Raw genomic sequence first — 24870 nt, forward strand, 5'->3', positions numbered from 1 at the left:
CAGTGATCCTCATCAAGCCAGTCCCGGGAGGCGAGAGAATCGAGCAGACGCCTGGACTGCTCGATGACTGCGGCGGTCGTCTCCTCGCTGGGTGGCCGCCGAGCGTCCGAGGTGGCTGGCGCGGTGATCAGAGGTACTTGCTGATCGTGTTGGACAGGGTGTTCTTGGGCACGGCGCCGACGACCGTGTCGACTTTCTGGCCGGCCTTGAACACCATCAGGGTTGGAATGCTGCGGATGCCGTATTGACTGGCAACGTTGGGATTCTCGTCGGTGTTGAGCTTGAAGACCTTGATCTTGCCTTCGAATTCCTTCGCGATTTCATCCACGATCGGAGCCACCATGCGGCAGGGTCCGCACCAGGGTGCCCAGAAGTCCACCAGAACAGGCACTTCGCTCTGCAGCACGTCCTGCTCAAACGAGGCATCAGTGACGGCAGTGGCGCTGGACATCCAGTTGATCCCGTTTCTCAGGCGAATCTAGCAACCCAGCACTCTCCCATCTGCCTGGGAGCAGCTGCGGGGTTCCGGGTGACGCAACCCTTCACAGGACCGTCTGCCGTTCGCGTCACAGAACCGCGGCAAGCGTCGGTTCCTGGCCGGCGTTGGAAGAGAAAAAGCCCGGTGACCCCGGGCCGGGGGTGTGAGGAGTGTGTGGGCCGAAGCCCCCACAACCTGAGGGTAATGCCTCCTCAGCGGGCCACCCCGGCGAGCGTCACTTGCCCATGCCGAGGTGCTGGGCCTTCTGGTACACCTTGCCCTCGGTGAGCAGCGAGGGTGCCACCACCACCTCCACCTCCTGCATCTCGCGCAGGTTGCGGGCCCCCAGGGTGCCCATGGAGGTGCGGATCGCGCCGAGAAGATTCTGGGTGCCGTCGTCGAGGATGGCCGGGCCCCGCAGGATGGTGCTCAGCGAACCGGTGGTGCCCACCCGGATCCGGGTGCCCCGGGGAAGCACCGGGCTGGGTGTGGCCATGCCCCAGTGGAAGCCGCGGCCGGGAGCCTCGGCGGCCCGGGCGATGGGGGAGCCGATCATCACCGCATCCGCCCCGCAGGCCAGGCACTTGCAGATGTCGCCGCCGGTGACGATGCCGCCATCGGCCACCACGGGGACGTACCGGCCCGTGGCTTCGGCGTGCTCATCGCGGGCTGCGGCGCAGTCGGCCACGGCGGTGGCCTGGGGGATGCCGACGCCGAGCACACCGCGTGAGGTGCAGGCGGCGCCCGGGCCGATGCCCACCATCACCGCCGCGGCGCCGGCATCCATCAGCTGACGGGCCACGGCATGGGTCACGCAGTTGCCGACCACCACGGGAACACCGAAGTCGCGGCAGAGGGCCCGGAGATCCAGCGTGCTGCTGCCGGCCGGACCGATGTGTTCCGTCGACACCACCGTGGCCTGAACGAAGAACAGGTCCGCGCCGGCCTCGGCCACCGCATGGCCGAACTTCATGGCGGCCACCGGGGTGGCGCTGACCGCGGCGATGCCGCCCTGGTCGCGGATCTGCTGGATGCGCAGCCGGATCAGGTCCTCGCGCACGGGCTGGCTGTAGAGCTCCTGCATCAGGGTCACGAACTCCTCCTTGCCCACCGACGCGATCCGGTCGAGGCAGGGGTTCGGATCCTCGTAGCGGGTCTGGAGACCCTCGAGGTTCAGCACCCCGAGCGCACCCAGCCTGGAGAGTTCCACGGCCATGCCCACGTCCACCACGCCGTCCATGGCGCTGGCGATGATGGGGATCTCGCGCTCGACACCCCCGATGGACCAGGAGCTGTCGGTGACCTGCGGATCAACGGTGCGGCCGCCCGGAACGAGAGCGATCTCATCGATCCCGTAGGCGCGGCGAACGGTGCGGGAGCGTCCGAGCTGAATGGTCACCGGCGAATTGTGACGGATCGGACAAACTACCAACCCGTCATGGCCCCGGGGCCGTTCAGCCCTGCCCGCGGAAGGTGCGCCAGCGACTGGCGAGCGCGCCCAGCACCTCCTGGCGATCCTCGCGTTTGAGCAGACGGGTGGCCGCGAAGCGCAGGGCCACCAGCAGGCCCACCAGCTCCAGCAGCCCGGACACGACGGGAATGCTGTCGATCAGGTGCACCACCGCTCCGTAGAGACGGATCGCGAGCAGCAGGCCGATGGCCCCCAGCAGCAGCAGGACGGGTTGCTTGGCCTGGACCAGGCGCTCGCCGATGCGGGCCTCCTGCCACCAGCTCAGGACACCTTCAAAGAACTGCTTCAGATCCGGGCCATCGGTTGACCCGTCCGAGCCGGTGTCCGCTCCAGTGCTGGAGGGCTCTGCCGCCGGGATCTCGACGCTCTGCAGAATGGCGGAGGGAGCTGTCTCGGGTTCCGGTGCGGCTTCCGGCTCCGCTGAGTCTTCGAGTTGTGGCGCCGGTTCAGGCGATGGGGTGGCCTGGGCGCTCGGCTCCACCGGCGTCGCGGGCTCCTCGGCCGCCGGGGTCGTCTGCGGCGCAGGCTGGTCCGCAGACGACGGGTCGGGGGACGACTGCATGGGCCACGCTGAAGAGGTGGCGTGCAGTGTAAGGAGCGCTTCAACAGCCGTCAGCTGCCGTCGGATCGGGTTGCTGCAGTCGCTTGGTCGGGGCGGCGGTTGTGCTGCTGCCTGGGCATGCAGGAGATAAACTGTCGGAGCGGTGAAAAGCTGATCATTCATGGCGGATCCCATCGGACCCGGTGATTCCGACGGCCGCATCATTCAGACTGATCTGCGAAATGAAATGTCGCGCTCCTATCTGGAGTACGCGATGAGTGTGATCGTCGGGCGCGCGCTGCCCGACGCACGTGATGGCCTCAAACCCGTGCATCGACGCATTCTGTATGCGATGTACGAACTGGGCCTGACCAGCGACCGGCCCTATCGAAAGTGCGCCCGTGTGGTGGGTGAGGTGCTCGGTAAGTACCACCCCCATGGAGACACAGCCGTCTACGACGCACTCGTGCGCATGGCGCAGGATTTCTCCATGCGTCTGCCGCTGATCGATGGGCACGGCAATTTCGGTTCGGTGGACAACGATCCCCCTGCCGCGATGCGCTACACCGAGTCGCGGCTGCAGGCGCTCACCACCGACAGTCTGCTGGAGGACATCGAGAGCGAAACCGTTGATTTCGCCGACAACTTCGATGGCTCCCAGCAGGAGCCCACGGTGCTGCCGGCCCGTATCCCCCAGCTGCTGCTCAATGGCTCGTCAGGCATCGCCGTGGGGATGGCCACCAACATTCCGCCCCACAATCTCTCGGAGCTGATCGCCGGCCTGCTCGCTCTCATCGACGATCCCGATCTGGATGATCGGGATCTGATCGCGCACATCCCCGGGCCTGATTTCCCCACCGGTGGCCAGATTCTCGGTCGCAGCGGCATCCGGGAGACCTATCAGACCGGCCGCGGATCGGTGACCATGCGCGGTGTGGCCACCATCGAAACGGTGGAAGCCCCGGGCCGGCCCGACCGGGATGCGGTGATCATCAGCGAACTGCCGTTCCAGACCAACAAGGCGGCCCTGATCGAGCGCATCGCCGATCTGGTCAATGACAAGAAGCTGGAGGGGATCGCCGACATCCGTGATGAGAGCGACCGCGATGGCATGCGCATCGTTGTGGAACTCCGCCGCGATGCCTATCCGCAGGTGGTGCTGAACAATCTGTTCAAGCTCACGCCGCTGCAGAGCAACTTCAGCGCCCACATGCTGGCCCTGGTGGATGGGGAGCCCCGGCTGCTGACCCTGAGGGACATGCTGCAGGTGTTCCTGCGCTTCCGGGTCGACACGATCGAGCGGCGCACCCGCTACATGCTGCGCAAGGCGGAGGAACGCGACCACATCCTGCTCGGACTGCTGCTGGCGCTCGATCAGCTCGACCCGATCATCGCCCTGATCCGGGCCGCCTCCGATACCCCCACCGCCCGTCAGCAGCTGCAGGATCGCCACGGTCTCAGTGCTGTTCAGGCGGACGCCATTCTTCAGATGCAGCTGCGCCGGCTCACGGCATTGGAAGCCGACAAGATCCGGCTGGAACACGAGGATCTGGTCGCCAAGATCGCCGACTACAAAGACATCCTCTCCCGCCGCGAACGGGTGTTCGACATCATCCGCACCGAGCTGTCGCACCTGCGGGACCGCCACGGCTCCGAGCGGCGCACCGAGATCCTCGATCTCGAAGGTGAGCTCGACGACATTGATCTGATCGCCAATGAACGGTCCGTGGTGCTGCTCACGGCCAACGGCTATCTGAAGCGGATGGCGGTGAGCGAATTCGAAGCCACCAGCCGTGGCAGCCGCGGCAAGGCCGGCACCAAGAGTCAGGGCGATGAGTCGGTGGAGCTGTTCATCAGCTGCAACGATCACGACCGGCTGCTGCTGTTCAGCGATCGGGGTGTGGCCTATGCCCTGCCGGCCTATCGCGTGCCGATCTGCAGCCGCACGGCGAAGGGCACCCCCGTGGTTCAACTACTGCCCATCCCGCGGGAGGAGGCGATCACCTCCGTGCTGGCGGTCTCCGAGTTCGAGGCGGATGTGCATCTGCTGATGCTGACCCGGGGTGGCTTCATCAAGCGCACGCCCCTCTCCGCTTTCGCCAACATCCGCTCCAATGGGCTGATCGCCATCAATCTCGAGAGCGGTGATTCCCTGGCCTGGGTGCGTCTGGCCCGCAACGGCGACAGCGTGCTGATCGGCTCGCTTCAGGCGATGACCATCCACTTCCGCCTCTGCGACGCGGAGCTGCGCCCCCTCGGGCGAGCCGCCCGTGGGGTCCGGGCGATGCAGCTGCGCCCCGGCGACAGCCTGGTGAGCATGGATGTGCTGCCGGTGGACCTGGCCGATCGCGTGGCCGACAGCCAGGGCGGCGCCTCCGACGCTGAGGGCACCTCCGACCCTGAGGGCGAGGCCGACGTGGACGGCGACAGCCCTGAGGAGCTCGTGGATGCAAGCGAGGGGCCCTGGGTGCTGGTGGCCTCCGCCAGCGGACTGGGCAAGCGTGTTCCCGTGCAGCAGTTCCGCTTGCAGCGGCGGGCCGGGATGGGCCTGAGGGCCCTGCGCTTCCGCCGTGAGGGGGATGTGCTGGTGGGTCTGCGGGTGCTGGGCGCGGGCGAGGAGGTGCTGCTGGTGAGCGAGAAGGGCGTGATCGTGCGCACCGAGGCCGATCAGATCCCCGAGCAGTCGCGGGCCGCCACCGGGGTGCGTCTGCAGCGGCTCGATCGCGGTGACCGGCTCACCGAGGTGGTGCTGGTGCCCCCGGCCCCGGACGAGGACCCAGCCGATGACACGGACGAGGATCCTGACGAGGCCCCGGATGCCGCTATGGCGCCGGCCCCCGAGCAGGAGGCCGAGTCCTGAGCCCGTCCAGCGATGTTCTGATCATCGGCTCGGGCCCCTCGGCCCTGGCCATCGCTGCCGAGCTCGCCGACCGCGGCCTGCAGGTGCACGGGCTTTCGCTGCGGGCCCCGCAGGACCCCTGGCCGAACACCTACGGCATCTGGGGGGATGAGGTGGATGCGCTCGGGCTGGCGCCTCTGCTCTCCCATCGCTGGCAGGCCACCAGCAGCGTGTTCGAAGAGGAGCCTCTGGCCCACCGACGCGATTACGGCCTGCTCGATCGCACGGCTCTGCAGCGGTTCTGGCTGGAGCGGTGCGAACGGGCCGCGATGGGCTGGACGCTGGGCGAGGCGGTGGCTGTGCAGCACGACAGCCGCAGCAGCACGGTGGTCCTGGCCGATGGCCAGCGCCTCGCGGCCCGGCTGGTGATCGATGCCAGCGGTCATCAGGCCCGCTTCATCCGGCGCCCCCCCCAGGCCGCCATCGCCCAGCAGGCCGCCTATGGAATCGTAGGTCGCTTCGCCTCGGAGCCGGTGGAGCCGGGCAGCTTCACGCTGATGGACTTCCGCTCGGGTCACCTCAGCGAGGAGGAGCGCCGCAGCGGAGCACCCACGTTCCTCTACGCCATGGATCTCGGTGAGGGTCGCTTCTTCGTGGAGGAGACCTCCCTGGCCCTGGCCCCGCCGGTCTCGATGGAGCGGCTGGAGCGTCGGCTGCGGCAGCGCCTGGCCGCCCGGGGGGCCGAGCCGGTGGCGATCGAGCACGTGGAGCGCTGCCTGTTCCCGATGAACCTGACCCTGCCGCTGCTGGATCAGCCGGTTCTGGGATTCGGGTCCAGCGCCAGCATGGTGCACCCGGCCTCGGGCTACCTGGTGGGAGCACTGCTGCGGCGGGCTCCCGGGCTGGCCGAGGCCCTGGCCGTTGCCCTGAAGGCCGACGACCGCAGCCCGGCCGAGCTGGCGGCGGCGGGCTGGCAGGCGCTCTGGCCGGCCGATCTGGTGCGGCGCCACCAGATTCACCAGTTCGGCCTGGAGAAGCTGATGCGCTTCGAGGAGAGCCGCCTGCGCCGCTTCTTCGGCAGCTTCTTCCGCCTGCCCCAGCCCCAGTGGTCCGGCTTCCTGGCCAACACCCTCAGCACGCCCGAGCTGGTGGCGGCCATGCTGCGGCTCTTCGCCAGCACCTCCTGGGATGTGCGTCGCGGCCTGCTGGAGTTCCGGGGCCCGGAAGCCGCCCTGCTGCTCGGTGCCCTGCAGGCGCGTCAGGCCGCGGTTCCGGCGGCGCCTGAGCCGCGGCCCCAGGGCTGAGTCAGCGCCCCGCCGGCCGGCTGGCCCAGTCGGCGGCGTTCACGATCGGGAACAGCCGGTCCTCCTGCTCCACGGCCGCCAGCCAGGCCTCGTCGATGGAGCCCTCGGCGCCCAGGCTGCCCAGCAGGCGCCAGAAGCGATCGAGATGGCGGTGGATGCGCTGGCGGGCCAGCTCGGTGGTGGTGCCGGCCTTGAGGATGAAGCTCCAGTCGGACGACTGAGCCAGCAGCAGCTCCCGGGCCGCCTGGGTGAGCCGGCGCCGCTCCTCCTCGGAGGCCACGCCCCGGTTCACCCGGGCCACCATCGCCGCCGCGGCCCGATGCCACTCGGGAATGATCCAGGCGTTGTTCTCGTTGAGCCAGTAGTTGTGGTAGCCGCCCTGGCCCCAGCTGGAGGGTGAGGGCTGGCAGAGCTGCAGCTGGGGCGTGCCGCCGAGGCTGTCGCGCAGATGGGTGAGGGGCACGCCGGCCGCGGCGGACTGACGGAAGAGGGCCGCCAGGAAATCGGGCCCCTCGAACCACCAGTGGCCGAACAGCTCGGCATCGAAGGGTGCCACCAGCAGGGGCTCCCGTTCCATTGCGCTGCTCAGCCCGCCCAGTTCGCGGCTGCGGCCGGCCAGGTAGTGGGCGGCATGCTCCTCCACCCGCGCGGCGGCGGCGGCGGGGTCGTAGGGGCGTTTGTCCTCCAGGCGGCTGTTGCGGCCGCTGACCCGATGCAGCTTCAGGCCGAGGGGGCGCCGGTCAGCGATGCCGCGTCGCTGCAGCGTCTCCTCCTCCAGATCCCAGCCCAGATCGCGGTGGAATTCGCGGTAGAGCGGATCGCCGGGGTAGCCGTCCCGCGCCGACCAGACCGGCAGCGTGGCGGCGCTGTCCCGCGCGAAGAACGCCACCCCGGCGGGCGAGCAGATCGGGGCGTAGATGCCGTAGCGCGGCCGCGGCCGGGCATGGAGCAGGCCGTGGCCGTCGAGAACCGCGTAGCGCAGTCCGGCCGCCACCAGCTCCCGGTCGAGCCCCTCGTAGTAGGCGCATTCGGGCAGCCAGATGCCCAGGGGCGGCGACCCCAGCAGCCGCTGGTGCTCCCGCACGGCGGTGCGCAGCTGGGCCCGCACCGCTTCCGGCACGTCCCGCAGCAGGGGCAGGTAACCGTGGGTGGCGGCGCAGGTGAGCAGATCGAGCACCCCCTGCTCCTGCAGGGCGCGGAAGCGGGGCAACAGCTGGCCGCGGTGCTCGTGCCAGCCGCTGAGGCTGCGGCTGAGGTGCTGCTGCAGGTGCTCCGCGGCGTTGTGGAAGGCGGGCGGCGCCAGGGCGAGGAGCTCCTGCCGCTGCTGCAGCCAGGCCGGGAATCCCTGCGCCAGCTCGGGATCGCTCAGCAGCGACAGCAGGGTGGGCGAGAGACCGATCGAGAGCTTCGGGGCCTGGTGCGGGTCGGCGGCGCTCGCCTCGAGACGGTCGAGAAGCGGCAGATAGCACTCCAGCAGGGCCTGGTAGTACCAGTCCTGTTCGAGCGAGCCCGGCTCGCTGCTGCGGACATAGGGGAGGTGGGCATGGAGCACCAGGGCCAGTGCGCCTGCGGCCATGGAGTTCTCCCACTGGAGTGAGCTTACGGTGACGGAGCGGAGGGACAGCCCTTCTACACTCCGCCTATCTCATAGTTGATCCGAGTTGGGGCCATGGCCAGGGATCCAGGCAGGGTGCTGATCTTCGACACCACGCTCCGGGATGGCGAGCAGTCGCCCGGCGCCAGCCTGAATCTGGAGGAGAAGCTGGCCATTGCCCAGCAGCTCGCCCGCCTCGGGGTCGACATCATCGAGGCCGGCTTCCCCTTCGCCAGTCCCGGCGATTTCAAGGCCGTGCATCGCATCGCCGAGGTGGTGGGCCGGGAGCAGGGGCCGGTGATCTGCGGCCTGGCCCGCGCCGCCCGCGGCGACATCAAGGCCTGCGCCGATGCCATCGCACCGGCGGCGCACCGCCGCATCCACACCTTCATCGCCACCAGCGACATCCACCTGGAGCACAAGCTGCGCCGCAGCCGCAGCGAGGTGCTCGAAATCATCGGCGAGATGGTGGCCTACGCCTGCTCGCTGGTGGATGACGTGGAGTTCTCTCCCGAGGATGCCGGCCGCAGCGATCCGGAGTTCCTCTATCCCGCCATCGAGGCGGCCATCAGCGCCGGCGCCACCACCATCAACATCCCCGACACGGTGGGTTACACCACGCCGGCGGAATTCGGTGCCCTGATCGACGGCATCAACCGCCATGTGCCGAACATCGATCGGGCCGTGATCTCCGTGCACGGCCACAACGATCTCGGCCTGGCTGTGGCCAACTTCCTCGAGGCCGTGAAGATGGGCGCGCGTCAGCTGGAGTGCACGATCAACGGCATCGGCGAGCGGGCCGGCAATGCGGCGCTTGAGGAACTGGTGATGGCGATGCATGTGCGCCGCAGTTACTTCAACCCCTTCCTCGGCCGTGATGCCGCCAGCAGTGAGCCGCTCACCAATGTGGTGACCGAGGAGATCGCCAAGACCTCCCGCCTGGTGTCGAACCTCACCGGCATGGCGGTGCAGCCCAACAAGGCGATCGTGGGGGCCAATGCCTTCGCCCACGAATCCGGCATCCATCAGGACGGCGTGCTCAAGAACCGCCTCACCTACGAGATCGTGGATGCCCGCACCATCGGTCTGGCCGACAACCGCCTCTCCCTCGGCAAGCTCAGCGGCCGCAGCGCCTTCCGGGCCCGGCTGGAGGAGCTGGGCTATTCGCTCGAACGCCAGGATCTCGATGAGGCCTTCGCCCGCTTCAAGGATCTGGCCGACCGCAAGCGGGAGATCAGCGACCGCGACCTGGAGGCGATCGTGAGTGAGCAGGTGCAGCAGCCCGAGGCCCACTACACCCTCACCCATGTGCAGGTGAGCTGCGGCACCACCCTGCTGCCCACGGCCACCGTGACCCTGCGCACCCGCGATGGCGCCGATCTGAGTGAGGCCTCCATGGGCACCGGCCCGGTCGATGCCGTCTGCCAGGCGCTCAACCGGCTGGCTCGTGTGCCCAATGACCTGGTGGAATTCAGCATCAAGTCCGTCACCGAGGGCATCGATGCCATGGGTGAGGTGACGATCCGGCTGCGCCATCGCAACCAGCTCTATTCCGGCCATGCCGCCGACACCGACATCGTGGTGGCCGCGGCCCAGGCGTTCGTGAATGCCCTGAACCGTCTGATGAGCGGCAGTGAGCGGGCCCCGCTCCATCCCCAGAAGGCGGCCCTCGCCAGTGGCGACCCCCTGCCGGTGGGAGAGCGCCCCGCCCTGTGAAGGCCATGGCCCGAATGCGCCGCCATCTGCCGGCGGCGCTGCAGCTGGCGTTTCTGCTGGCGCTGGCACTGGCGGTGCTGGTGCCCCTGCTCTGGCTGGTGAGCACCTCGCTGAAGGGGCCCGATGAAAACATCTTCACCTCACCGCCGGCGCTGCTGCCGGCCCAGCCGAGCCTGGCGGCCTACGGCCGTCTGTTCCGCGACAATCCCCTCACCACCTACCTGGTGAACAGCACGGTGGTGAGCGCCCTGGCGGTGCTGGCCAACCTGCTGTTCTGCTCCCTGGCGGCCTATCCCCTGGCGCGGATGCGCTTTGCCGGGCGGGGTCTGGTGCTGGCCCTGGTGGTGGCCACCATCCTGATTCCGTTCCAGGTGGTGATGATTCCGCTTTACCTGCTGATGGTGCAGCTGGGTCTGCGCAACACGCTGCTGGCCCTGATCATTCCCCAGGCGGCCACCGCCTTCGGGCTCTATCTGATGCGCCAGAGCTTTCTCGGGGTGCCGGTGGAGCTGGAGGAAGCGGCCCGCATCGATGGCTGCAGCAAGCTGGGCGAGTGGTGGAACGTGATGATCCCGGCTGCCCGCGCCGATCTGATCACCCTGGCGATGTTCGTGTTCATCGGCACCTGGAGTGATTTTCTCTGGCCGCTGGTGATCCTCGACGACCCGGCCCTCTACACCCTGCCGCTGGGGCTGCAGCAGCTCGCCAGCAGCTTCTCGCTCGACTGGCGTGTGGTGGCGGCCGGCTCGGTGATCTCGATCCTGCCGGTGCTGCTGCTGTTCCTGCTGCTTCAGCGCTACATCCTGCCCAGTGCCACCTCCGATGCGGTGAAGGGCTGAGGCTGCTGCAGGGGGCCCAGGCGAACCGTGGGTCGCGCTCAGCGCCAGAGGCCCTCGTCCCAGTCCGGGCTCTTCTCGCTCTCGCTCGGCTCCTCACCCTGCAGATCCCCTGTGCTCGGCAGCGGTGGCGGCGGCAGGCGCGTGGGTTGCCGGCTCAGCCGGTTTTCGAGGGCATCCAGCCGATCCTCCAGCCGCGTGATCTGCCAGGAGCTGGCGCCCCCGCTGTCGCTCCGCTCGAGCTCATTGAGGCGGCGGCTGAGGCGCCGCAGCTGGCTGGACATCAGATCGGAGTCTTCACCCTCGCTGCTCTCGTCCTGCTGCAGCTGCTGCCTCATCTGGCCGAGTTCGCTCTGCTGGCGGCGCATCTGAACCACCACCACCCCCAGCAGCACGGCCAGAGCCGAGCTGAGCATCAGGGAGAGCAGGGCGACCCAGCGTTCGGGCCGCCGGGCCGGGCGCGGACTGGTGGGAGGGGTCATGACGCGATGAGGTGTCCCGCTGGGGCTCAGTTGCAGCCCTGCACGGAGATGCGATAGCTGAAGCCGGTGGCTTCCGGGTCCTTGCCGGCGCCCACCTTGAAGTTCACCTGACTCACCTGCTTGCCCGGCACGGCGGGAAAGGGGCCGAACATCTTGCCGGTGCCCATCGGCGGGGTCATGCTCTGGTTCACCACCTGCAGATTGCTGTTGTCGGTGAATTTGAGATAGGCCTCGATCGGATAGGTGCCCTTGCCGGTGGAATCGGCGGTGAAGAAGAGCTTGTAGCGCCGGTAGGGGCGATCCACCGCGAAGTCGGTGTTCCAGTTGGTGCGGCCGATCAGAGCCTTCGGCCGTTCCACCCGCTTCTTCACGATCTTGCTGCCGTCACCGCCGATGGGGGTGAGGAAGGTGCAGGTCTCGGCGCGGACCGCGGCGGCGCTCAGGGGCATGGCAGCGGAGAGGGCCAGGAGGCAGGCGAGAGCGGTGCGTGGCATGGGAGGTGGAGAAGGCCGTGGCGAACGGAACGGGTGGGGGCGGGCGGCGGAGGGGTGCGACGGGTCAGGCATCACCGAAGGCCACCAGGCAGGCGGCATTGAGCCATCCGTTGCGGCAGTCGGCGGTCATGTCGTCGGTCACGCCATCGTCGCTCACGGCGAAACTCACCACCGAGTCGCTGCTGGGATCCACGGAGCTGCAACAGAGCTCGTCGTCGGTGTTGGGAACCACCACACAGGTGGTGCTGCTCTCCCGGGAGCTGGCGCCTCCACCGCCGCTGCCGTCGCGTTCGAGCTCGTTGAGACGGCGGCTGAGGCGCTGCAGCTGGCTGGACATCACATCGGAGTCCTCACGCTCCGTGCTCTCGTCCTGCTGCAGCTGCTGCCGCATCTGGCCGAGCTGAGCATGAGGGAGAGCAGGGCGCGACCCAGCGTTCGGGCCCGCCGGGCCAGGCGCGGACTGGAGGGGGGCATGACGCGATGAGGTGTCCGGCTGGGGCTCAGTTGCAGCCCTGCACGGAGATGCGGTAGCTGAATCCGCTGGCACCGGGATCCTTGGCCGTGCCCACCTTGAAGTTCACCTGGCTGACCTGCTTGCCCGGCACCGCGGGGAAGGGGCCAAACATCTTGCCGGTGCCCATCGGCGGGGTCATGCTCTGATTCACCACCTGCAGATTGCTGTTGTCGGTGAACTTGAGATAAGCCTCGATCGGATAAGTGCCGGTGTCCGTCGAATCGGCGGTGAAGAAGAGCTTGTAGCGGCGGTAGGGGCGATCCACGGCGAAATCGGTGTTCCAGTTCGTGCGGCCCAACGCATTGCCCAGTGGCGAAATCTTGGGCCGCTCGACCCGTTTCTTCACGATCTTGCTGCCGTCTCCGCCGATGGGGGTGAGGAAGGTGCAGGTTTCGGCGCGGACCGCGTCGGCACTCAGGGGCAGGGCGGCGGCCAGGGTCAGGAGCGAGGCGAGAGCGGTGCGTGGCATGAGGGTCTGCAGAAGGCCGTGACGACCGGAACGGATGGGAGCGGCGGAGGGGTGCGACGGATCAGGCGTCCCCGAAGGCCACCTGGCAGGCGGCGTTGAGCAGCTCGGCTTCACTGGGGCTCACGGGCGGGGCGCCATTGAGCCATCCGTTGCGACAGTCGGCGGTCATGTCGTAAGTGATGCCATCGTCGCTCACGGCGAAGCTCACCACCGAGTCGCTGCTGGGCTGCACGGAACCGTAGTAAAGCTCGTAGTCGGTGTTGGGAACCACCACATAGGTGGTGCTGCTCTCCACCGCCTCATCCACGGCGTTGTTGATGATCGAGGCGGTGGCCAGGGTGCCGATGCCCCAGGCGGCGGCGCTGGCGCCCCACCAGCCCCAGGAGGGGGTGCGCCAGCCGCCGTACCAGCCGGTGTTCCAGGGGCGCGCGGCACCCCAGCCCACCCGTGCCCAGCCGGGACGCACATTGACGTTGTCGATGTTGACGGTCCGGTCCCAGTTGCGGCGATTGCCATCCCAGTCGCCACGACGATTGATGTCGCGATTGATGTCGCGGTTGACGTTCCGGTTGATGTCGCGAGACACGTCCCGGTTCACCGAGCGGTTGCCGCTGCGATTCACCGGACGATTGGCCGGCCGGGTGGCGGCCCGGTTGACCGATCGCGTCCCGCCGCGGTTCATCGATGGCCGGCTGTTGCCGGCGCTGCGGCTCCAGCCGCCGCTGGGCCGTGAGCCGCCCCGGCCCATGCTGCTGCCGCTGCGGGAGAAGCCGGAGCGGCCGGTGGAGGGTCTGGAGCGGGCGCGGGAGCGCGATCCGGAGGGCCGGCTCACCGAGCGGCTGCGGCCCCCGCCACCGCGTCCACCCCCTCCGCGGCGAGCAGCGGCATCTCCGGCATCCAGGGCCATGGGGGCCAGCATGGCCAGCAGCATCCCCAGGCTCAGCAGCCGCCGCACTCGCGATCCAACGGGCCTGGGTCCGTTCACGATCCTCTGCGCGCTCCTCATCGGGTCAGGGCCTCGCAGCCCTCGTCGTAGCAGGAGGCATTGACGCGGCCATCCGCCCCGAAGCGGACCATCACCAGGTCGCGTCCATCCAGGGCGGCGCCGCGTTCCTCCTTGATGCTGTTGAGGTAGTTGGCATTGACCACGCACACCTCGCGGCCCTCAAAGCAGACCGTGTTGGTGGAGAAGCGGGCCGCGGCGTTGCTCAGGGCACTCCAGTTGTCACCGGAGGCATCGAGACGCTCCATCCGCACCACCGGGTCCTCACTGATGCGCAGCGTGAGCACCGAAGTGCCGTTGCCGAGGCGGTGCTCGTAGCGGGTGCTGTCGCCGTCATCGCTGGCGAGCACGGTGCAGGCCACCGGGTCCGCGCCGGCGAGGCTGCAGCTGGTCTCCAGCTCGTAGAGCGCTTCTGCGGCGGCCGACGGCCTGCTCAGGCCACTACCCAGGGCCAGAGCGGCGGCCAGGCAGGGAAGCATCACCGCGGCATGCGGCGGATGGAGGGCGCGGATCGGAGGCATGACCGGCAGAACTCCAGGAGGTGACCTCTGAATTGTGTGCCCGCTGTCCCCAGCTGGCAGCTGCTGTGGTCTGGCGGCCGGTCCCGACCTGGGCTCAGTTCCGGCGGATGCAGCGCATGCGGCCGTCGTCCTCCACCCGCACCCAGACGCTGCCCGCATTGGCGAAGTTCTGACCGAGGCAGTCCACCGGGCCTCGCTTGGCGAACTTCTGTGACTTGATGTTCTTGCGCCAGCGCCGTCGCGGGTCGCCGCCGCAGATCACCGGCCGTCCGGTGCGGGGGTCTGAAATCACGATGCCGGGCCCGTCGCTGCCTCCTGCATTGGCGGCGGCGCATTCCTTGGCCAGGCCGATCACTTCCGCCACCTTCGCCTTGCGATCCGTTCGATCCACCACGCCCAGGTAGCTGGGAATGGCCACGGCTGAGACCACACCAAGGATGGCCACCGTGATCAGCAGTTCAACGAGGGTGAATCCCCCAGCGATTCGTGCTCAACTGCCCATGGCGGGTCCTGGTGGAGGTTCCGCCAGGCGAACCAGGCTGCTGGGCCTGCCGGAGTGTTGCCGATCAAACCCCGTTGCGCTGGCACGACCGATTCGGTTGATCAGACCACCTTGATCAGACCACCTTCAATCGCTGGATTCGTGATTATCCGAGTTCACTGCGCGCCCGTGCGTCCGCCATCAGACACTGAAGAACGATCAGGCCTTCTGGATCGAGGACTGCGATGATCGGGGAGATCGCGATCGCGGACCCACGGGGTGACGCCGGCGGAAGGCTCACTGAATGCTGAGGCGATGAACACGGGCGTGGTTGAGCCTGAGGGTCAGGTTCATGCGGTTGACATTGAGTGGACGCAGAGCCTGGAACAGACCCTGTTGCAGCGTGTCGAGATAGTCGTCTGCGATCACGTTGTCCGGGGCATTCGCCAGGACGGTGACATGAGCCTGGTCGCCTTTGACATTGACGCTGACCAGGCGAATCTGGGACTGCTCGGTCACATTCGGATAGCGCTGCCGGATGCGTTGGAGCTGTTCCGAAACCGTTCTGGAGGCCACCTCGTTTCGTCCTGTGATGCGCAAGGGCCAGCTGATGACGATCACGCCGACAAGCAAGAGTGCCAGCCTTTTCAGGAGGCTCTTCCAGCTGCCAAATCCGTAAGAGATGTAGATCGTGAAGCTGGCAACGCAGATGCCGACAAGGTTGGAGAGGAAGAGCAGAAAACCGCCGGAGAGAATCTGCCAGCGATTGAGCTGACCAATCCCGAACGCTGTCACCACCTCGCCCGACGTCCCCAGAGCGATGCCGGCCACGCACAGGGGAGGGACCAGGGCCACGGCAATCGCAACGCCTGCGATGGAATTGGGAATGTCCTTCCGAATGGATGCGTAGGCCCCGGCAACGCCTGCAAACAAGGCAATGAGAAGGTCGAGCAGGCTCGGATGCGTGCGACTGATGATCTCGCTGTCGACCAGGTCGTAGGGGGTTGCCAGATTCAGGAGGCAGGCTGTGCTGATTGTCGCGATCACACCAAACGCCAGCGTCAGAAGCGAGCGACGCATGAGGCGGTAGTCGTCGATGGCCAGCGCAAAAGCGAAGCTCTGAATGGGGTTCATCAGAGGCGCGATGATCATGGCTCCCACCACAACGCTCTGGTTGTTGGTCATCAGACCCAGGCTTGCAATCGCTGCAGCACTGAGGAGCAGAATCAGAAAGGGCTGGCTCAGGCCGGCCTGACCCTGCATGCCCAGACGCATTTCGGTCTGCGTGCGCCGATTCTCGTTGGCGCTGGCGGCGGGGGCCGTGCTCATGCCTGTCTCAATTGCTGTTGCTGCTGTTCGCGCGAATCAGCACGGAGGCCGTGCTGCCCAGTCGGAGGGCGATCGAATCGGGCACCTCGTCAATGGTCACCTTCACTGGAATCCGCTGTGCCAGACGGATCCACTCAAACGTGGCTTCCACATTGGGGAGCAGGTTCTGGCCTGTGCTGCCGGTCTGTTGGAAGATGCCCCAGCCGAGGCTGTCGACGGTGCCGTCAAGCGGTTGATTCGGGTGGCTCATCAGCGTCACGACGGCGTCATCGCCCGCGTTGACCCTGCGAATCCAGGTTTCCCGGATGTAGGCATCCACCCAGAAGCTGTTCTTGTCCACCAGAGCCAGGGCTGGTTGATTGGCCACGGTCTGTCTGCCGAGGCGGAGGTTGAGGTTGGTGACATAGCCATCCACCGGGGCTCTCACTTCGGTGAATTCCAGGTTGAGCTCCGCATCCCGAACCGCCGACTGGGCTGACCTCAGCTGGGCGTTCTTGTCGCCCGGCGCTCCCTGCTTGGCGATGGCCTCCTGCAGAGAGGCCTGCTTCTGCAGCAACTCTTTCTTCGCTTCCAGCAGTGCGGCCTCGGCTTCATCCACATTGGACTGGGACACGACGAAGTTGGTCTCATCATCATCAAAATCCCGTTGGGTGATGCTGCCCGATGCGATCAGCGCCTTGCCGCGGTCGTAGTTCTTCTGGTCTTCCCGGAGCTGAACCTGTGCGGCCTTGAGGGTGGATTCCTTCTGCTGGATCACGGAGCGGGCCTGAACCACGGAGGCCCGCTCCACCTCAACCTGGCGCGCCAGTGTCGTGAGTTCCACGCGGGTGTCATCCAGCTCTGCGGCCGCTTTGTCGAGCGCCACCTGGAAGGTGCGCGGATCGATGCGAAACAGCAGATCGCCCTCGGCCACCTCCTGATTGTCCCGGATCGGCAGCTCCACGATGGGACCGGACACGCGCGGTGCAATCTCGATCACATTGGCCCGCACCTGTCCGTCACGCGTCCAGGGATTCACGACCCATTGATGCAGCTTCCACACGGCCAGCCCTGCCGCCACCAGAACCACAGCGGCGGTGGGGCCATAGCGCTTGATCAGGGGGCGATCGGTCATGACGGAATGAGGAGGGTGCTGATGAGAACCGTGTAGATCACGACGAACGAGAGATAAACGAGTAGGGGCGACTCAAAGCGGTCTGCCAATCCATACCGGTTCAGAGTTTTGCACGTGAACCAGGTTGCCGCAATGGCGAGTGCAACAGAGACCAGAAGTGGTGACAGGTAGATGCCACGGAACTCCACCTCTTTTGGTGTGAACAGCGCTTGCGTCATCAGTGCTCTAGAGCCCGCTCCACGGTAAGGGCGGCCTGGGCCAGTTGGCCCATGGAATCGAGCGATCCTGATGGGCCAGCCGCTCCAGACTCCACAGCAGTTGCCAACTGCTTCCTGCGAAGACCGCCTGGTCGTCCGATCGTTCGCGCACCGCAGGTGAGCCGTTGCCGGGCCCGGTGGCCTGCTGCTGATCGAGCTGGCTCTGGAGCACCGTCATGCTGGCTGCGAGCGACTTGCCTGTCTGCGATCCGGCCGTTTCCGGCCTGGTTGTGTCCGTCGGACCGGGCTGAATCGGCCGCTCGCCGTCCTCCGGCCTGAAGGCCCACCAGGTGCTGAGCCAGAACTGACAATCCTCGCAGCGGCTGATCAGTTCATCGAGCTCCTCCACGGGGATGGGAAGGCGTTTGGCGTTGAGTTTGCCGAGCAGCCCCCGCATTTCAGAGGGTGCGCTCAGAGCTGAGCCATAGCCCCACAGCATCGGCCTGGCGATGGTCATCCTGCCGGCAAGGCGGACGAAGCGCTGGTAGAGCCGCAGGAAGATGGCTTCATTGGATGAGGAGAAGGGCAGCTCTCCCACCACCGTGATGACAAGACAGATGATGATCCAGAGCATCGCATTGTTCAACACAGCCATGAAGCTGAAGTTCTGAACATTGGTGATTCCAAGCACGGCGATCACCACGATCGGCATCACGATTCGTGCCAAGCCGTTCTTGTACTTCCAGATCGTGATTCCTGCGGCCATCAGAAACAACACACTCGCCAGCGCGCTGAAGCCACTCAGGCGGGTCAGCACCAGCACCTGCAGCAGCCCCCCGATCAGCACCCCCTGCAGCACATAGGTGAGCAGCTTGTAGGCCGGAGCACCGAAGTTGGTGCAGAAGACCATGGAGATCGGCGCCAACAGCACCACCACCGTGGGACCGGTCGGGATATCCGGCAGATAGATCCAGAGGAGGGCGCCGGCAAGAACCGTGAGTGTCACCTGGGCGCCGGCGATCACGTCGTCCTCGAGGTGGTGCGAGGGCTTCAGGGGTTGCGGCCTCCGGCCTCCCGCTGGTTCATCTGCCGCTGCCTCCAGCGGGCCGGTCAGCCGATCCAATGTGCGCAGACAGCGCTGCGTGATCGCCAACAGCGCCTCGTCCTGCTGGCTGGTTCCAGGTTTGTGGGCTCTGCGCTCAGCGATCGGCTCGAGCCGGGCGTGCTCAGGCGCTTCGGGCCCAGGTGATTCGGGGCTGGGCCCGAGGGCCTGCTCCAGCTTCAGCCTGGAGCCCTGCCAGAGCGAGACCGCCCGCTCGCGAACGGTGGCGGGAGCATGCTCCACCGACTGCCAGAGACGGTCGAGGGCATCGGCAATGGCGCGCAGCTGTCCGCGGTCCCCGATCGGCTCGGCTGCGCTGAGGGGCACCGACTGGATCGCTGTTGCCGCCGCCTGCTGCCGCTTGCGGTAGTCCGCCAGGGGTGTGGGTTCCGGGCTGGCCAGGGTGGCCGAGATAACGTCCGCCAGGCTGAGGATGGCCTGCCTGCACTCGGTCCAGCTGGCGGGGATTGCAGGCCGGGGAGGGGCCGGGTCCCTGATCAGCAGAGCGAAGAGGGTGTAGCTGAGGATGCCGCAGATCGTTTCCTGCAATCGTTCCACGGCGGTGAAGAAGAATGCCGCCCCATCCGGTGGGCCGGAGCCGATCGCGATGATCGGAGTCACGAAGCCGGCCACGTTCCAGGCGTAGGGATGGGGGCTGCGTCGCATGAAGAACGCGCAGAGCCCCACCCAGGCCGCCACGCTGATCAGAAAGGGCCAGCGCTCCTGGGGGAATGTGGCCACGATCGCGAAGGCCACTCCTGCCCCCACCAGGGATCCCAGCAGCCGCAGCCAGGCTTTCTGGAGGGCGGGGCCCACCGGAGCCACGGCCAGAACGAACACGGAAATGCCCGCCCACAGAGGCTTGTTCCATTCCATCCCGAGGGACACGCCGTAGGCGAGCACCAGAGCCAGGCCGGCCCGCAGGCCGGCCCGGACATCCGCTCGGGCGAACACCGCCATCGGTGCAGCACGCTTCATCAGGGGAGGACCGTCGCCTCAGCCGGGGTCCGATCTCGCGGCGTTATTCGCCTTCCGGCCAGCGCAGCGGCCGGGTGGCCAGCGGTTTGCGAGGCTCAGTCCGTCGGGTCAGGCCGTTCTGACGCAGTCGGTAGAGGAACTGATCAAAGCGGTCGCCACCGAAGAAGGGCTCGTTGTTGATCACCATCAGGGGAACACCACCGTGCCCGGTCTTCGCCATGCCCTCGGCATTGTCGATCCAGCACTGATCGATCTGCTTGGGGTTGTTGCGGATGAAGCGGATCGCTTCGTCGTAATCCAGCCCGTCGACGCGGTTCATGTACTCCTTGACGAAGTTGGGCCAGTGACCCTTGCGGTAGTCGACCCGGGCATCGGGGTTGCTGGGATGCACCACTCCACTCCAGATCAGGTAGGAGACCTGATTGACGAAATCGAGTGCTTTGCCCTTCTTCTCGGCGTAGCAGGCCAGCCGGGTGAGCCAGAAGATGTAGGGCTGCTTCTCGGGCGGGTGGGTGAAGAGCCAGTTGTCGGGCCCGGGAACCTGCCCCTTGGGGTTCCACACCTGCCAGATCGGATCCGGAACCGGGAAGTTGAACGGCACGCCGAGGTACTTGCCCTGGCGCGGAGCGTCCCAGACGGTGTCAGGAACCTTGTAGGGCAGGCCGAAGAGTCCGCCGGCCTTGCCACTGCCACCTTTGGTGGAGCGGACGGCCACCGGCAGCACCGGGCGGATGTTGACGTTGACGTTGTAGTTGGAATTCAGATAGACGAGCCGTTGCAGCGCCAGGTAGCTGTAGGGGCTCCGCATCGACCAGTACACGTCCACTTCCAGTGGATCGTTCTCCGTGACGATGCGTGTGCGCGGGGTGGGAACCCCGCTTTTCTGAGGTGGATAGATGTTGTCGTGGAAATGAGTCCACAGGAAGGCCTCCGGATTCATCTGCGGGTCATCGGTCACCGGCATCGGAGGCAGATCGGGCACCGCGGGATCCTTCGGCCAGGTGGTGTCCAGACCGGTATTCAGCCGGTCCATCAGTTGCGGCGTGATGCGAGGGAAGTCCTCAGCGGACACCGCAGCGGGCAAACCAAGGCTGGCCATGGCGCAGAGAGCCGCCAGCTTTCGGAGCGAGCGGGAGAATCTTGTTGGCGTCATCGACACGATTGTGAGCAGTGATCTGACCGTAGACGGCTTTCAAGCTTTGGCCACGACGACCCGGCGCCATCGAGGCGGATGTTGCAAACCTTTGCCTCGAGAGGCTGCTGCCGCTGCTGAGCCAGTTCGATGGGAAATGGTGTCAGTTGCCTGCTTCTGCGGATGCTGTCAACCCATGTGTTGTGTTTCTTTCTTTGCTGAGACATGTCGGCTCTGTGGTGTTCGCAGCACGATCCTGATCTCTGAGGCAACCTGTCGATCAAGGCCGGCACGATCTCCCTCGCCTGCTGATGGATGCCCATCCCGGCAGTGAGACGGCTGTTGCCGACCCACTGATCAGCCAGCGGACGACCGACCGATTTCCAGCCAACAGCCCGTGACCCCACAGACCGAGAGCCGCCCCACCATCCCGACGCGGGCCGCCATCGCCCTGGGGATCGGCTCCATGGTCGGGGCGGGCATCTTCGCCCTCCTGGGAGTGGCGGCGACCCGCGCCGGTTCCGCCCTCTGGCTCTCCTTTCTGGCTGCCGGCCTGATTGCACTCCTCACTGGCCATTCCTTCGCCGAGCTGGGCATCCGCTATCCCTCGCGCGGTGGCGTGGTGCAGTACCTCGCTCAGGCCTTCGGTCCCGGGCTGTTTTCGGGTGGGAGTTCAATCCTCTACTACATCGCCCAGTTGATCGGCATGGCGATGATCTCCCTCTCCTTCGGGCGGTTCGTGGCCCAGCTGCTCAACGTTGCCCCGGCCAGTGCCGACAGTGCCGAGAAGGGCTTTGCGTCGGCGTTGATCCTTGGCCTGATGCTGTTGAACCTCGTCGGTTCGAAGCTCGTGGCCGTGGCACAGCGGCTGATCGTGCTGGTGAACCTCGGCATCCTGACGCTGTTCACCGTCGCTCTGGCCTTTCACGCGGAGCCCTCTCGCCTGGCCGTGTCGACCTGGCCGGAGCCGGCACCCATTCTGGGCAGCCTGGCGCTCACCTTCTTCGGCTTCACCGGTTTCGCCGTTGTGAGCAACGCGGTGGAGCGGTTGCGCGAGCCGCGCCGCGACCTGCCACGCGCCATGTATGGCTCCATCGGTCTGGTGCTGCTGCTGTATGTGGCTCTGGCTGCGGTGGTGTCGGCCTCGGTTGATGCTCAGACGCTCTCCGGGAGCGGTGCCACGCTGCTGGCCGACGTCGCCCGCCAGAACTTCGGCGAGGCCGGCTACTACCTCCTTCTGGTTGTTGCCATTCTGGCCACGGTCACCTGCCTCAATTCCGGCCTGTTCGGTGTCACCGGCATCACCTATACCCTTGCGGTCAACGGGCAGCTTCCATCGCGCTTTCAGAAGAGCATCGGTTTCAGCACGCGCGGGCTCACCATCTCGGCGGCGATCGGCCTGACCCTGGTGAACACCCTGTCGCTGACGACCGTGGCCTCGATCGGCAGCGCCACATCGCTTCTGGTGTACTCGCTGGTCAACGTGGGCGCCGTGATTCTGCTGCCGAAGCAAGGCCTTCATCGCGTCATCACCCTGGCCAGCGTGGCGGCCTGCGGCCTGGCGATCGTTGTCTGGATCGCCTACACCGCCCAGACCAAGCCAAGCAGCTTTGGCATCTTCCTCGCCTTCACGGCTGCGGCCTTCATTGCCGAAGCCCTGTTGCAGCGCTTCCACAAGCGTCGCGGGCGGCTGGCGGCGGGCTGATGCCTCAGCCGCCCCGCCTGCCGATCAGAAGGCCAGCTGAAGCCTTGAGCCGATCACCAGCGAGCCATCGCTGGCTGAGAGAAAGGGATTGAAGATGTACTGAGCATCGAAGGTGAGCCGCATCGCCGGAGTGATGGCGAAGTTGTAGTAGAACTCCACGCCCTGCTCATTCTCGAAGTCCCTCGGCTCTGAGCCCGTGAGCAGACTCTTGATCCGGCTCACGTTCTGAAGACTCTCCACCGTTCCCCGCGAGAAATCCAGGTAGTACCAGCCGAAACCGAATTCGTCGTAGGGCCGGCCCGTGATCATTCCCTTGCCGCCCATCCCCAGGCTGGCGAAGCGTCGGATCAGGTTCGAGCTGTCCGGTCCGGCACCGAAGCGTGCGAACACGCCCGCTCCGCGGGGGGTGTAGAAGGTGAGATCGGGATCGAGCCGATTCTCAGGCACACGGTAGAAGTACTGATCGAACGTCAACCAGAACATCGAGCCTCCATCGGAGCTGTTGAGAGCGTCGCCGAAGCGAATCTCCCCATCCGCAGCGAACGAGCTGGGATCGGCAAAGTCGACACTTCCTTTCGATGACCACAGCCCGCCCAGGATCAGGCTGCCGGGGAGGTCCGTCTGTCCCCAGCGGTAGGTGAACTGCTGCGCGATGGTCACGTCCTTGAAGAAGTCGTCGGCGAAGTTCTCGGCCGAGCCATTCGGATCGATCGCCACGGTGACGCTCTGCAGCGACGGCGTGACCTGCCACACCAGGCCGCCGTACCAGGTGGATTGCCAGGGGATGAACCCCCCGAGCATCATGTTGTTGTTGAGCGCGGTGTTGTTGAACTGGTATTTGCGATTCGAAGCAAAGACATTCAGATCAGCAAAGTTGATGCCGGTTGCCTTGCCCGCGATGGCCACCAGCTTGGGTGACCCAAGCTCCTGAAACAGGTAATACTCGGTCGGAAGGATATAGTCGCCCTCCTGCTGCACCGGGAATGTGGCCGAGTAATTCACAGGGCTGAAGGAGCCCGCTCGCACATTCGCCGAATCACCGAACTTGGAATCCACCCCGACATGGATGAAGCCGCCCGGCCACAGGCCCACGGCCTCCGTGGAGATGGTCATGTTGAATGACGCGGTCTCCAGCCAGTCACCGCCGGGGTTGGTGCTGTTGCTGACGCTCTGATAGAAGGTCGTGGCGGTGAGATCAATGAAGATGCCGTTCTCCGCCAGGCTCTTGCGCCAGCCCCCCCAGTCGCCCAGCAGCTGGGTGTTGCCCCAGAAGCCGGCATCATCCACGCTGCTGGGTGCGCCGTAGGGAAACTCACTGGAGTGGAAGGTGCCGATCAGCGCTCCCAGGGCAAACAGCTGCTCCGCCTCGGCTTCGGCCTCGACCTCGCGGGATTCCGATTCCGCGATCAGCAGAGGTTGTGAGCCCGTGAACCCCGCCAGTGGATCGAGAAGGCCGGCCTGAAGGTCGGTCGTTTCGCCGGCAGGAAAGGCCCGTTCATTCCAACGTCCTTCGCTGGCCAGGCCAGGCCGGCCATCGGACGGGTCGTTGCTGAGGGGCTGCACGGGCCCGGGGGTGTGGGTGATCGCCTCCAGGCAGAACCCCTGGACTGTGGTTGCCGTGCAGGCCTGGCTTCCGGAGGCCTCCACCACCTCTGGGGAGGCGATCGCCAGCGGGGAGAACTCCTGCTCTTCAGCTCGCGCCGGATTCGCTCCAGCCAGAGCGATCGCGAGGAGCAGAACCGGCGCAGCTTTCACAGAATCTCAACGTTTTGGCAACACTGTCATCTTTTCGCTCGTGCCGAGGCGCTGGCCAGACGCTTTGGAGGTTGCCCGTCTTTCGGTTCATCGCATGGGCTCCATCCCATTGCCTGCCCCCATCAGATCGCATGCCATGGAGTCCTGCTCTGGCATGGATGAGCCAGACCTGGCCCGGGCGGATCACGCCAGCATCATGTGATGGCGCTCACCTCAGACTCCCGATGGATGACTCCGGATCCTCCCGCACCTGGTTGCGCGTGCTTGAGGTGCTGAGCTGGCCGGTTGCCTTCACCCTGTCGTCCCTGATCCTGGCCCAGGCGCTGCATCGCCTCCTGGCCGAGGCGATTCCGGTGCGGCTGGAGAATGGCGTCAGCATCGATGCTGTGCGCTCACCGGTGCCGGTTCAGTCGAACCAGCCGCTGCCGGTGAGCGGCTCGGTGCACCTGGCCAACCCCGAACCGCTTCAGGTGGAGGCCGGCAGGGTCCGGGTGGAGGGTGCCGTTCCGGTGGCCTTGCCGGAGGCCGTGCCGGTGACCACCGAGGCTCCCATCCCGGTGCGTGCCGTGGCCCCCGTGAGCGTGGCGGCCGAGGCGCCGATCCCGGTGGCGGCTCCCGGCCCGATTCCTGTGAGCACGGACGCACCGGTGTTCGCCACCGTGGATGTGCGCAGTGTGCGGTCACCGCTCACCATCGATCCGCAATCGCCCGTGCTGGTGACCGGAGGGCTCGACATCAACGCGATCAAGGATCCGATCCGGGCGAATGTGCGCGGCCTGCTGTTCTCCTTCTGAGCCCCATCCGCACCGCCAGAT

General features: G+C 66.4%; 23 protein-coding genes. 6 read left to right on the plus strand and 17 right to left on the minus strand.

Annotated features, from left to right (window positions below; all coding sequences use genetic code 11):
- Positions 1 to 127: 127 nt before the first annotated feature.
- From trxA to EVJ50_RS00685, 3 genes are all read right to left on the minus strand, one after another.
- Positions 128 to 451, minus strand: a complete 324-nt coding sequence (gene trxA / locus EVJ50_RS00675) for a thioredoxin (protein ID WP_150881910.1) — start codon at positions 449 to 451, stop codon at positions 128 to 130.
- A gap of 262 nt (positions 452 to 713) precedes the next feature.
- Positions 714 to 1877, minus strand: coding sequence for a GuaB3 family IMP dehydrogenase-related protein (locus EVJ50_RS00680; RefSeq protein ID WP_150881911.1), 1164 nt, complete (start codon positions 1875 to 1877; stop codon positions 714 to 716).
- A gap of 55 nt (positions 1878 to 1932) precedes the next feature.
- A complete protein-coding gene (locus EVJ50_RS00685) occupies positions 1933 to 2511 on the minus strand; it encodes a CAAD domain-containing protein (protein WP_191964808.1) in 579 nt (192 codons plus the stop codon).
- 160 nt (positions 2512 to 2671) lie between these two features.
- On the opposite strand from EVJ50_RS00685, the gene gyrA reads away from it, so the two are divergent.
- On the plus strand, positions 2672 to 5350 hold the full coding sequence (gene gyrA, locus EVJ50_RS00690; protein ID WP_150881913.1) for a DNA gyrase subunit A: 2679 nt from the start codon (positions 2672 to 2674) through the stop codon (positions 5348 to 5350).
- Positions 5347 to 6633, plus strand: coding sequence for a lycopene beta cyclase (gene crtL, locus EVJ50_RS00695; protein WP_225323133.1), 1287 nt, complete (start codon positions 5347 to 5349; stop codon positions 6631 to 6633). The genes gyrA and crtL overlap by 4 nt, the downstream gene beginning before the upstream one ends.
- Position 6634: 1 nt before the next feature.
- Here crtL and EVJ50_RS00700 read toward each other — a convergent pair whose 3' ends face one another.
- Positions 6635 to 8209, minus strand: coding sequence for a glycoside hydrolase family 57 protein (locus tag EVJ50_RS00700; RefSeq protein WP_150881915.1), 1575 nt, complete (start codon positions 8207 to 8209; stop codon positions 6635 to 6637).
- Between the two features lie 93 nt (positions 8210 to 8302).
- Here EVJ50_RS00700 and EVJ50_RS00705 point away from each other — a divergent pair, with 93 nt between their 5' ends.
- Positions 8303 to 9943, plus strand: coding sequence for a 2-isopropylmalate synthase (locus tag EVJ50_RS00705; protein ID WP_150881916.1), 1641 nt, complete (start codon positions 8303 to 8305; stop codon positions 9941 to 9943).
- Between the two features lie 5 nt (positions 9944 to 9948).
- Entirely contained in the window at positions 9949 to 10782 is an 834-nt protein-coding gene (locus EVJ50_RS00710; protein ID WP_370455547.1) for a carbohydrate ABC transporter permease, read from the plus strand.
- A 38-nt stretch (positions 10783 to 10820) separates the two neighbouring features.
- Here the strand turns inward: EVJ50_RS00710 and EVJ50_RS00715 are convergent, their stop codons facing one another.
- The 12 genes from EVJ50_RS00715 to EVJ50_RS00770 form a co-directional block, all read right to left on the minus strand.
- Positions 10821 to 11261, minus strand: coding sequence for a hypothetical protein (locus tag EVJ50_RS00715; protein WP_150881917.1), 441 nt, complete (start codon positions 11259 to 11261; stop codon positions 10821 to 10823).
- Between the two features lie 26 nt (positions 11262 to 11287).
- Positions 11288 to 11710 (minus strand): hypothetical protein, encoded by a 423-nt coding sequence (locus EVJ50_RS00720; RefSeq protein WP_150884747.1) that lies wholly within the window; start codon positions 11708 to 11710, stop codon positions 11288 to 11290.
- 109 nt (positions 11711 to 11819) lie between these two features.
- On the minus strand, positions 11820 to 12146 hold the full coding sequence (locus tag EVJ50_RS00725; protein WP_150881918.1) for a hypothetical protein: 327 nt from the start codon (positions 12144 to 12146) through the stop codon (positions 11820 to 11822).
- A 109-nt stretch (positions 12147 to 12255) separates the two neighbouring features.
- Positions 12256 to 12738: a hypothetical protein gene (locus tag EVJ50_RS00730; protein WP_150881919.1), complete on the minus strand. Its 483-nt coding sequence runs from the start codon at positions 12736 to 12738 to the stop codon at positions 12256 to 12258.
- 61 nt (positions 12739 to 12799) lie between these two features.
- A complete protein-coding gene (locus EVJ50_RS00735) occupies positions 12800 to 13744 on the minus strand; it encodes a hypothetical protein (RefSeq protein WP_150881920.1) in 945 nt (314 codons plus the stop codon).
- Positions 13741 to 14262, minus strand: coding sequence for a hypothetical protein (locus EVJ50_RS00740; protein ID WP_150881921.1), 522 nt, complete (start codon positions 14260 to 14262; stop codon positions 13741 to 13743). The genes EVJ50_RS00735 and EVJ50_RS00740 overlap by 4 nt, the downstream gene beginning before the upstream one ends.
- Before the next feature lie 94 nt (positions 14263 to 14356).
- Positions 14357 to 14746, minus strand: coding sequence for a type IV pilin protein (locus tag EVJ50_RS00745; protein ID WP_150881922.1), 390 nt, complete (start codon positions 14744 to 14746; stop codon positions 14357 to 14359).
- 294 nt (positions 14747 to 15040) lie between these two features.
- On the minus strand, positions 15041 to 16072 hold the full coding sequence (locus tag EVJ50_RS00750) for a TIGR00341 family protein (RefSeq protein ID WP_150881923.1): 1032 nt from the start codon (positions 16070 to 16072) through the stop codon (positions 15041 to 15043).
- 7 nt (positions 16073 to 16079) lie between these two features.
- A complete protein-coding gene (locus tag EVJ50_RS00755) occupies positions 16080 to 17186 on the minus strand; it encodes an HlyD family secretion protein (protein WP_150881924.1) in 1107 nt (368 codons plus the stop codon).
- Positions 17183 to 17404 (minus strand): DUF1656 domain-containing protein, encoded by a 222-nt coding sequence (locus tag EVJ50_RS00760; protein ID WP_150881925.1) that lies wholly within the window; start codon positions 17402 to 17404, stop codon positions 17183 to 17185. The genes EVJ50_RS00755 and EVJ50_RS00760 overlap by 4 nt, the downstream gene beginning before the upstream one ends.
- A 7-nt stretch (positions 17405 to 17411) precedes the next feature.
- Positions 17412 to 19463, minus strand: a complete 2052-nt coding sequence (locus EVJ50_RS00765) for an FUSC family protein (protein ID WP_150881926.1) — start codon at positions 19461 to 19463, stop codon at positions 17412 to 17414.
- A gap of 43 nt (positions 19464 to 19506) precedes the next feature.
- Positions 19507 to 20616, minus strand: a complete 1110-nt coding sequence (locus EVJ50_RS00770; protein ID WP_150881927.1) for a hypothetical protein — start codon at positions 20614 to 20616, stop codon at positions 19507 to 19509.
- A gap of 376 nt (positions 20617 to 20992) precedes the next feature.
- Between EVJ50_RS00770 and EVJ50_RS00775 the strand changes: the two genes are divergently transcribed.
- The gene (locus EVJ50_RS00775; protein WP_150881928.1) at positions 20993 to 22300 is read left to right on the plus strand and encodes an APC family permease; all 1308 of its coding nucleotides are present in this window, start codon (positions 20993 to 20995) and stop codon (positions 22298 to 22300) included.
- Positions 22301 to 22324: 24 nt separating this feature from the next.
- On the opposite strand, the gene EVJ50_RS00780 is transcribed toward EVJ50_RS00775, so the two are convergent.
- Complete coding sequence (locus tag EVJ50_RS00780; RefSeq protein ID WP_150881929.1) at positions 22325 to 24055, minus strand: carbohydrate porin; 1731 nt, start codon at positions 24053 to 24055, stop codon at positions 22325 to 22327.
- A 224-nt stretch (positions 24056 to 24279) separates the two neighbouring features.
- On the opposite strand from EVJ50_RS00780, the gene EVJ50_RS14450 reads away from it, so the two are divergent.
- The gene (locus tag EVJ50_RS14450) at positions 24280 to 24849 is read left to right on the plus strand and encodes a hypothetical protein (protein WP_191964810.1); all 570 of its coding nucleotides are present in this window, start codon (positions 24280 to 24282) and stop codon (positions 24847 to 24849) included.
- Positions 24850 to 24870: the final 21 nt, after the last annotated feature.

This window comes from Synechococcus sp. RSCCF101 (assembly GCF_008807075.1).
GTDB lineage: Bacteria > Cyanobacteriota > Cyanobacteriia > PCC-6307 > Cyanobiaceae > RSCCF101.

Excerpts from the sequence above, each read along its gene's own strand:
- EVJ50_RS00740 (WP_150881921.1), bottom strand. The coding sequence starts at position 14,262 with ATGCCTCCGATCCGCGCCCTCCATCCGCCGCATGCCGCGGTGATGCTT.
- EVJ50_RS00715 (WP_150881917.1), bottom strand. The coding sequence starts at position 11,261 with ATGACCCCTCCCACCAGTCCGCGCCCGGCCCGGCGGCCCGAACGCTGG.
- EVJ50_RS00765 (WP_150881926.1), bottom strand. The coding sequence starts at position 19,463 with ATGAAGCGTGCTGCACCGATGGCGGTGTTCGCCCGAGCGGATGTCCGG.
- EVJ50_RS00685 (WP_191964808.1), bottom strand. The coding sequence starts at position 2,511 with ATGCAGTCGTCCCCCGACCCGTCGTCTGCGGACCAGCCTGCGCCGCAG.
- gyrA (WP_150881913.1), top strand. The coding sequence starts at position 2,672 with ATGGCGGATCCCATCGGACCCGGTGATTCCGACGGCCGCATCATTCAG.
- EVJ50_RS00750 (WP_150881923.1), bottom strand. The coding sequence starts at position 16,072 with ATGAGCACGGCCCCCGCCGCCAGCGCCAACGAGAATCGGCGCACGCAG.
- EVJ50_RS00710 (WP_370455547.1), top strand. The coding sequence starts at position 9,949 with ATGGCCCGAATGCGCCGCCATCTGCCGGCGGCGCTGCAGCTGGCGTTT.
- EVJ50_RS14450 (WP_191964810.1), top strand. The coding sequence starts at position 24,280 with ATGGATGACTCCGGATCCTCCCGCACCTGGTTGCGCGTGCTTGAGGTG.
- EVJ50_RS00725 (WP_150881918.1), bottom strand. The coding sequence starts at position 12,146 with ATGCGGCAGCAGCTGCAGCAGGACGAGAGCACGGAGCGTGAGGACTCC.
- EVJ50_RS00700 (WP_150881915.1), bottom strand. The coding sequence starts at position 8,209 with ATGGCCGCAGGCGCACTGGCCCTGGTGCTCCATGCCCACCTCCCCTAT.
- EVJ50_RS00755 (WP_150881924.1), bottom strand. The coding sequence starts at position 17,186 with ATGACCGATCGCCCCCTGATCAAGCGCTATGGCCCCACCGCCGCTGTG.
- trxA (WP_150881910.1), bottom strand. The coding sequence starts at position 451 with ATGTCCAGCGCCACTGCCGTCACTGATGCCTCGTTTGAGCAGGACGTG.
- EVJ50_RS00705 (WP_150881916.1), top strand. The coding sequence starts at position 8,303 with ATGGCCAGGGATCCAGGCAGGGTGCTGATCTTCGACACCACGCTCCGG.
- EVJ50_RS00720 (WP_150884747.1), bottom strand. The coding sequence starts at position 11,710 with ATGCCCCTGAGCGCCGCCGCGGTCCGCGCCGAGACCTGCACCTTCCTC.
- EVJ50_RS00735 (WP_150881920.1), bottom strand. The coding sequence starts at position 13,744 with ATGAGGAGCGCGCAGAGGATCGTGAACGGACCCAGGCCCGTTGGATCG.
- EVJ50_RS00760 (WP_150881925.1), bottom strand. The coding sequence starts at position 17,404 with ATGACGCAAGCGCTGTTCACACCAAAAGAGGTGGAGTTCCGTGGCATC.
- EVJ50_RS00770 (WP_150881927.1), bottom strand. The coding sequence starts at position 20,616 with ATGACGCCAACAAGATTCTCCCGCTCGCTCCGAAAGCTGGCGGCTCTC.
- EVJ50_RS00730 (WP_150881919.1), bottom strand. The coding sequence starts at position 12,738 with ATGCCACGCACCGCTCTCGCCTCGCTCCTGACCCTGGCCGCCGCCCTG.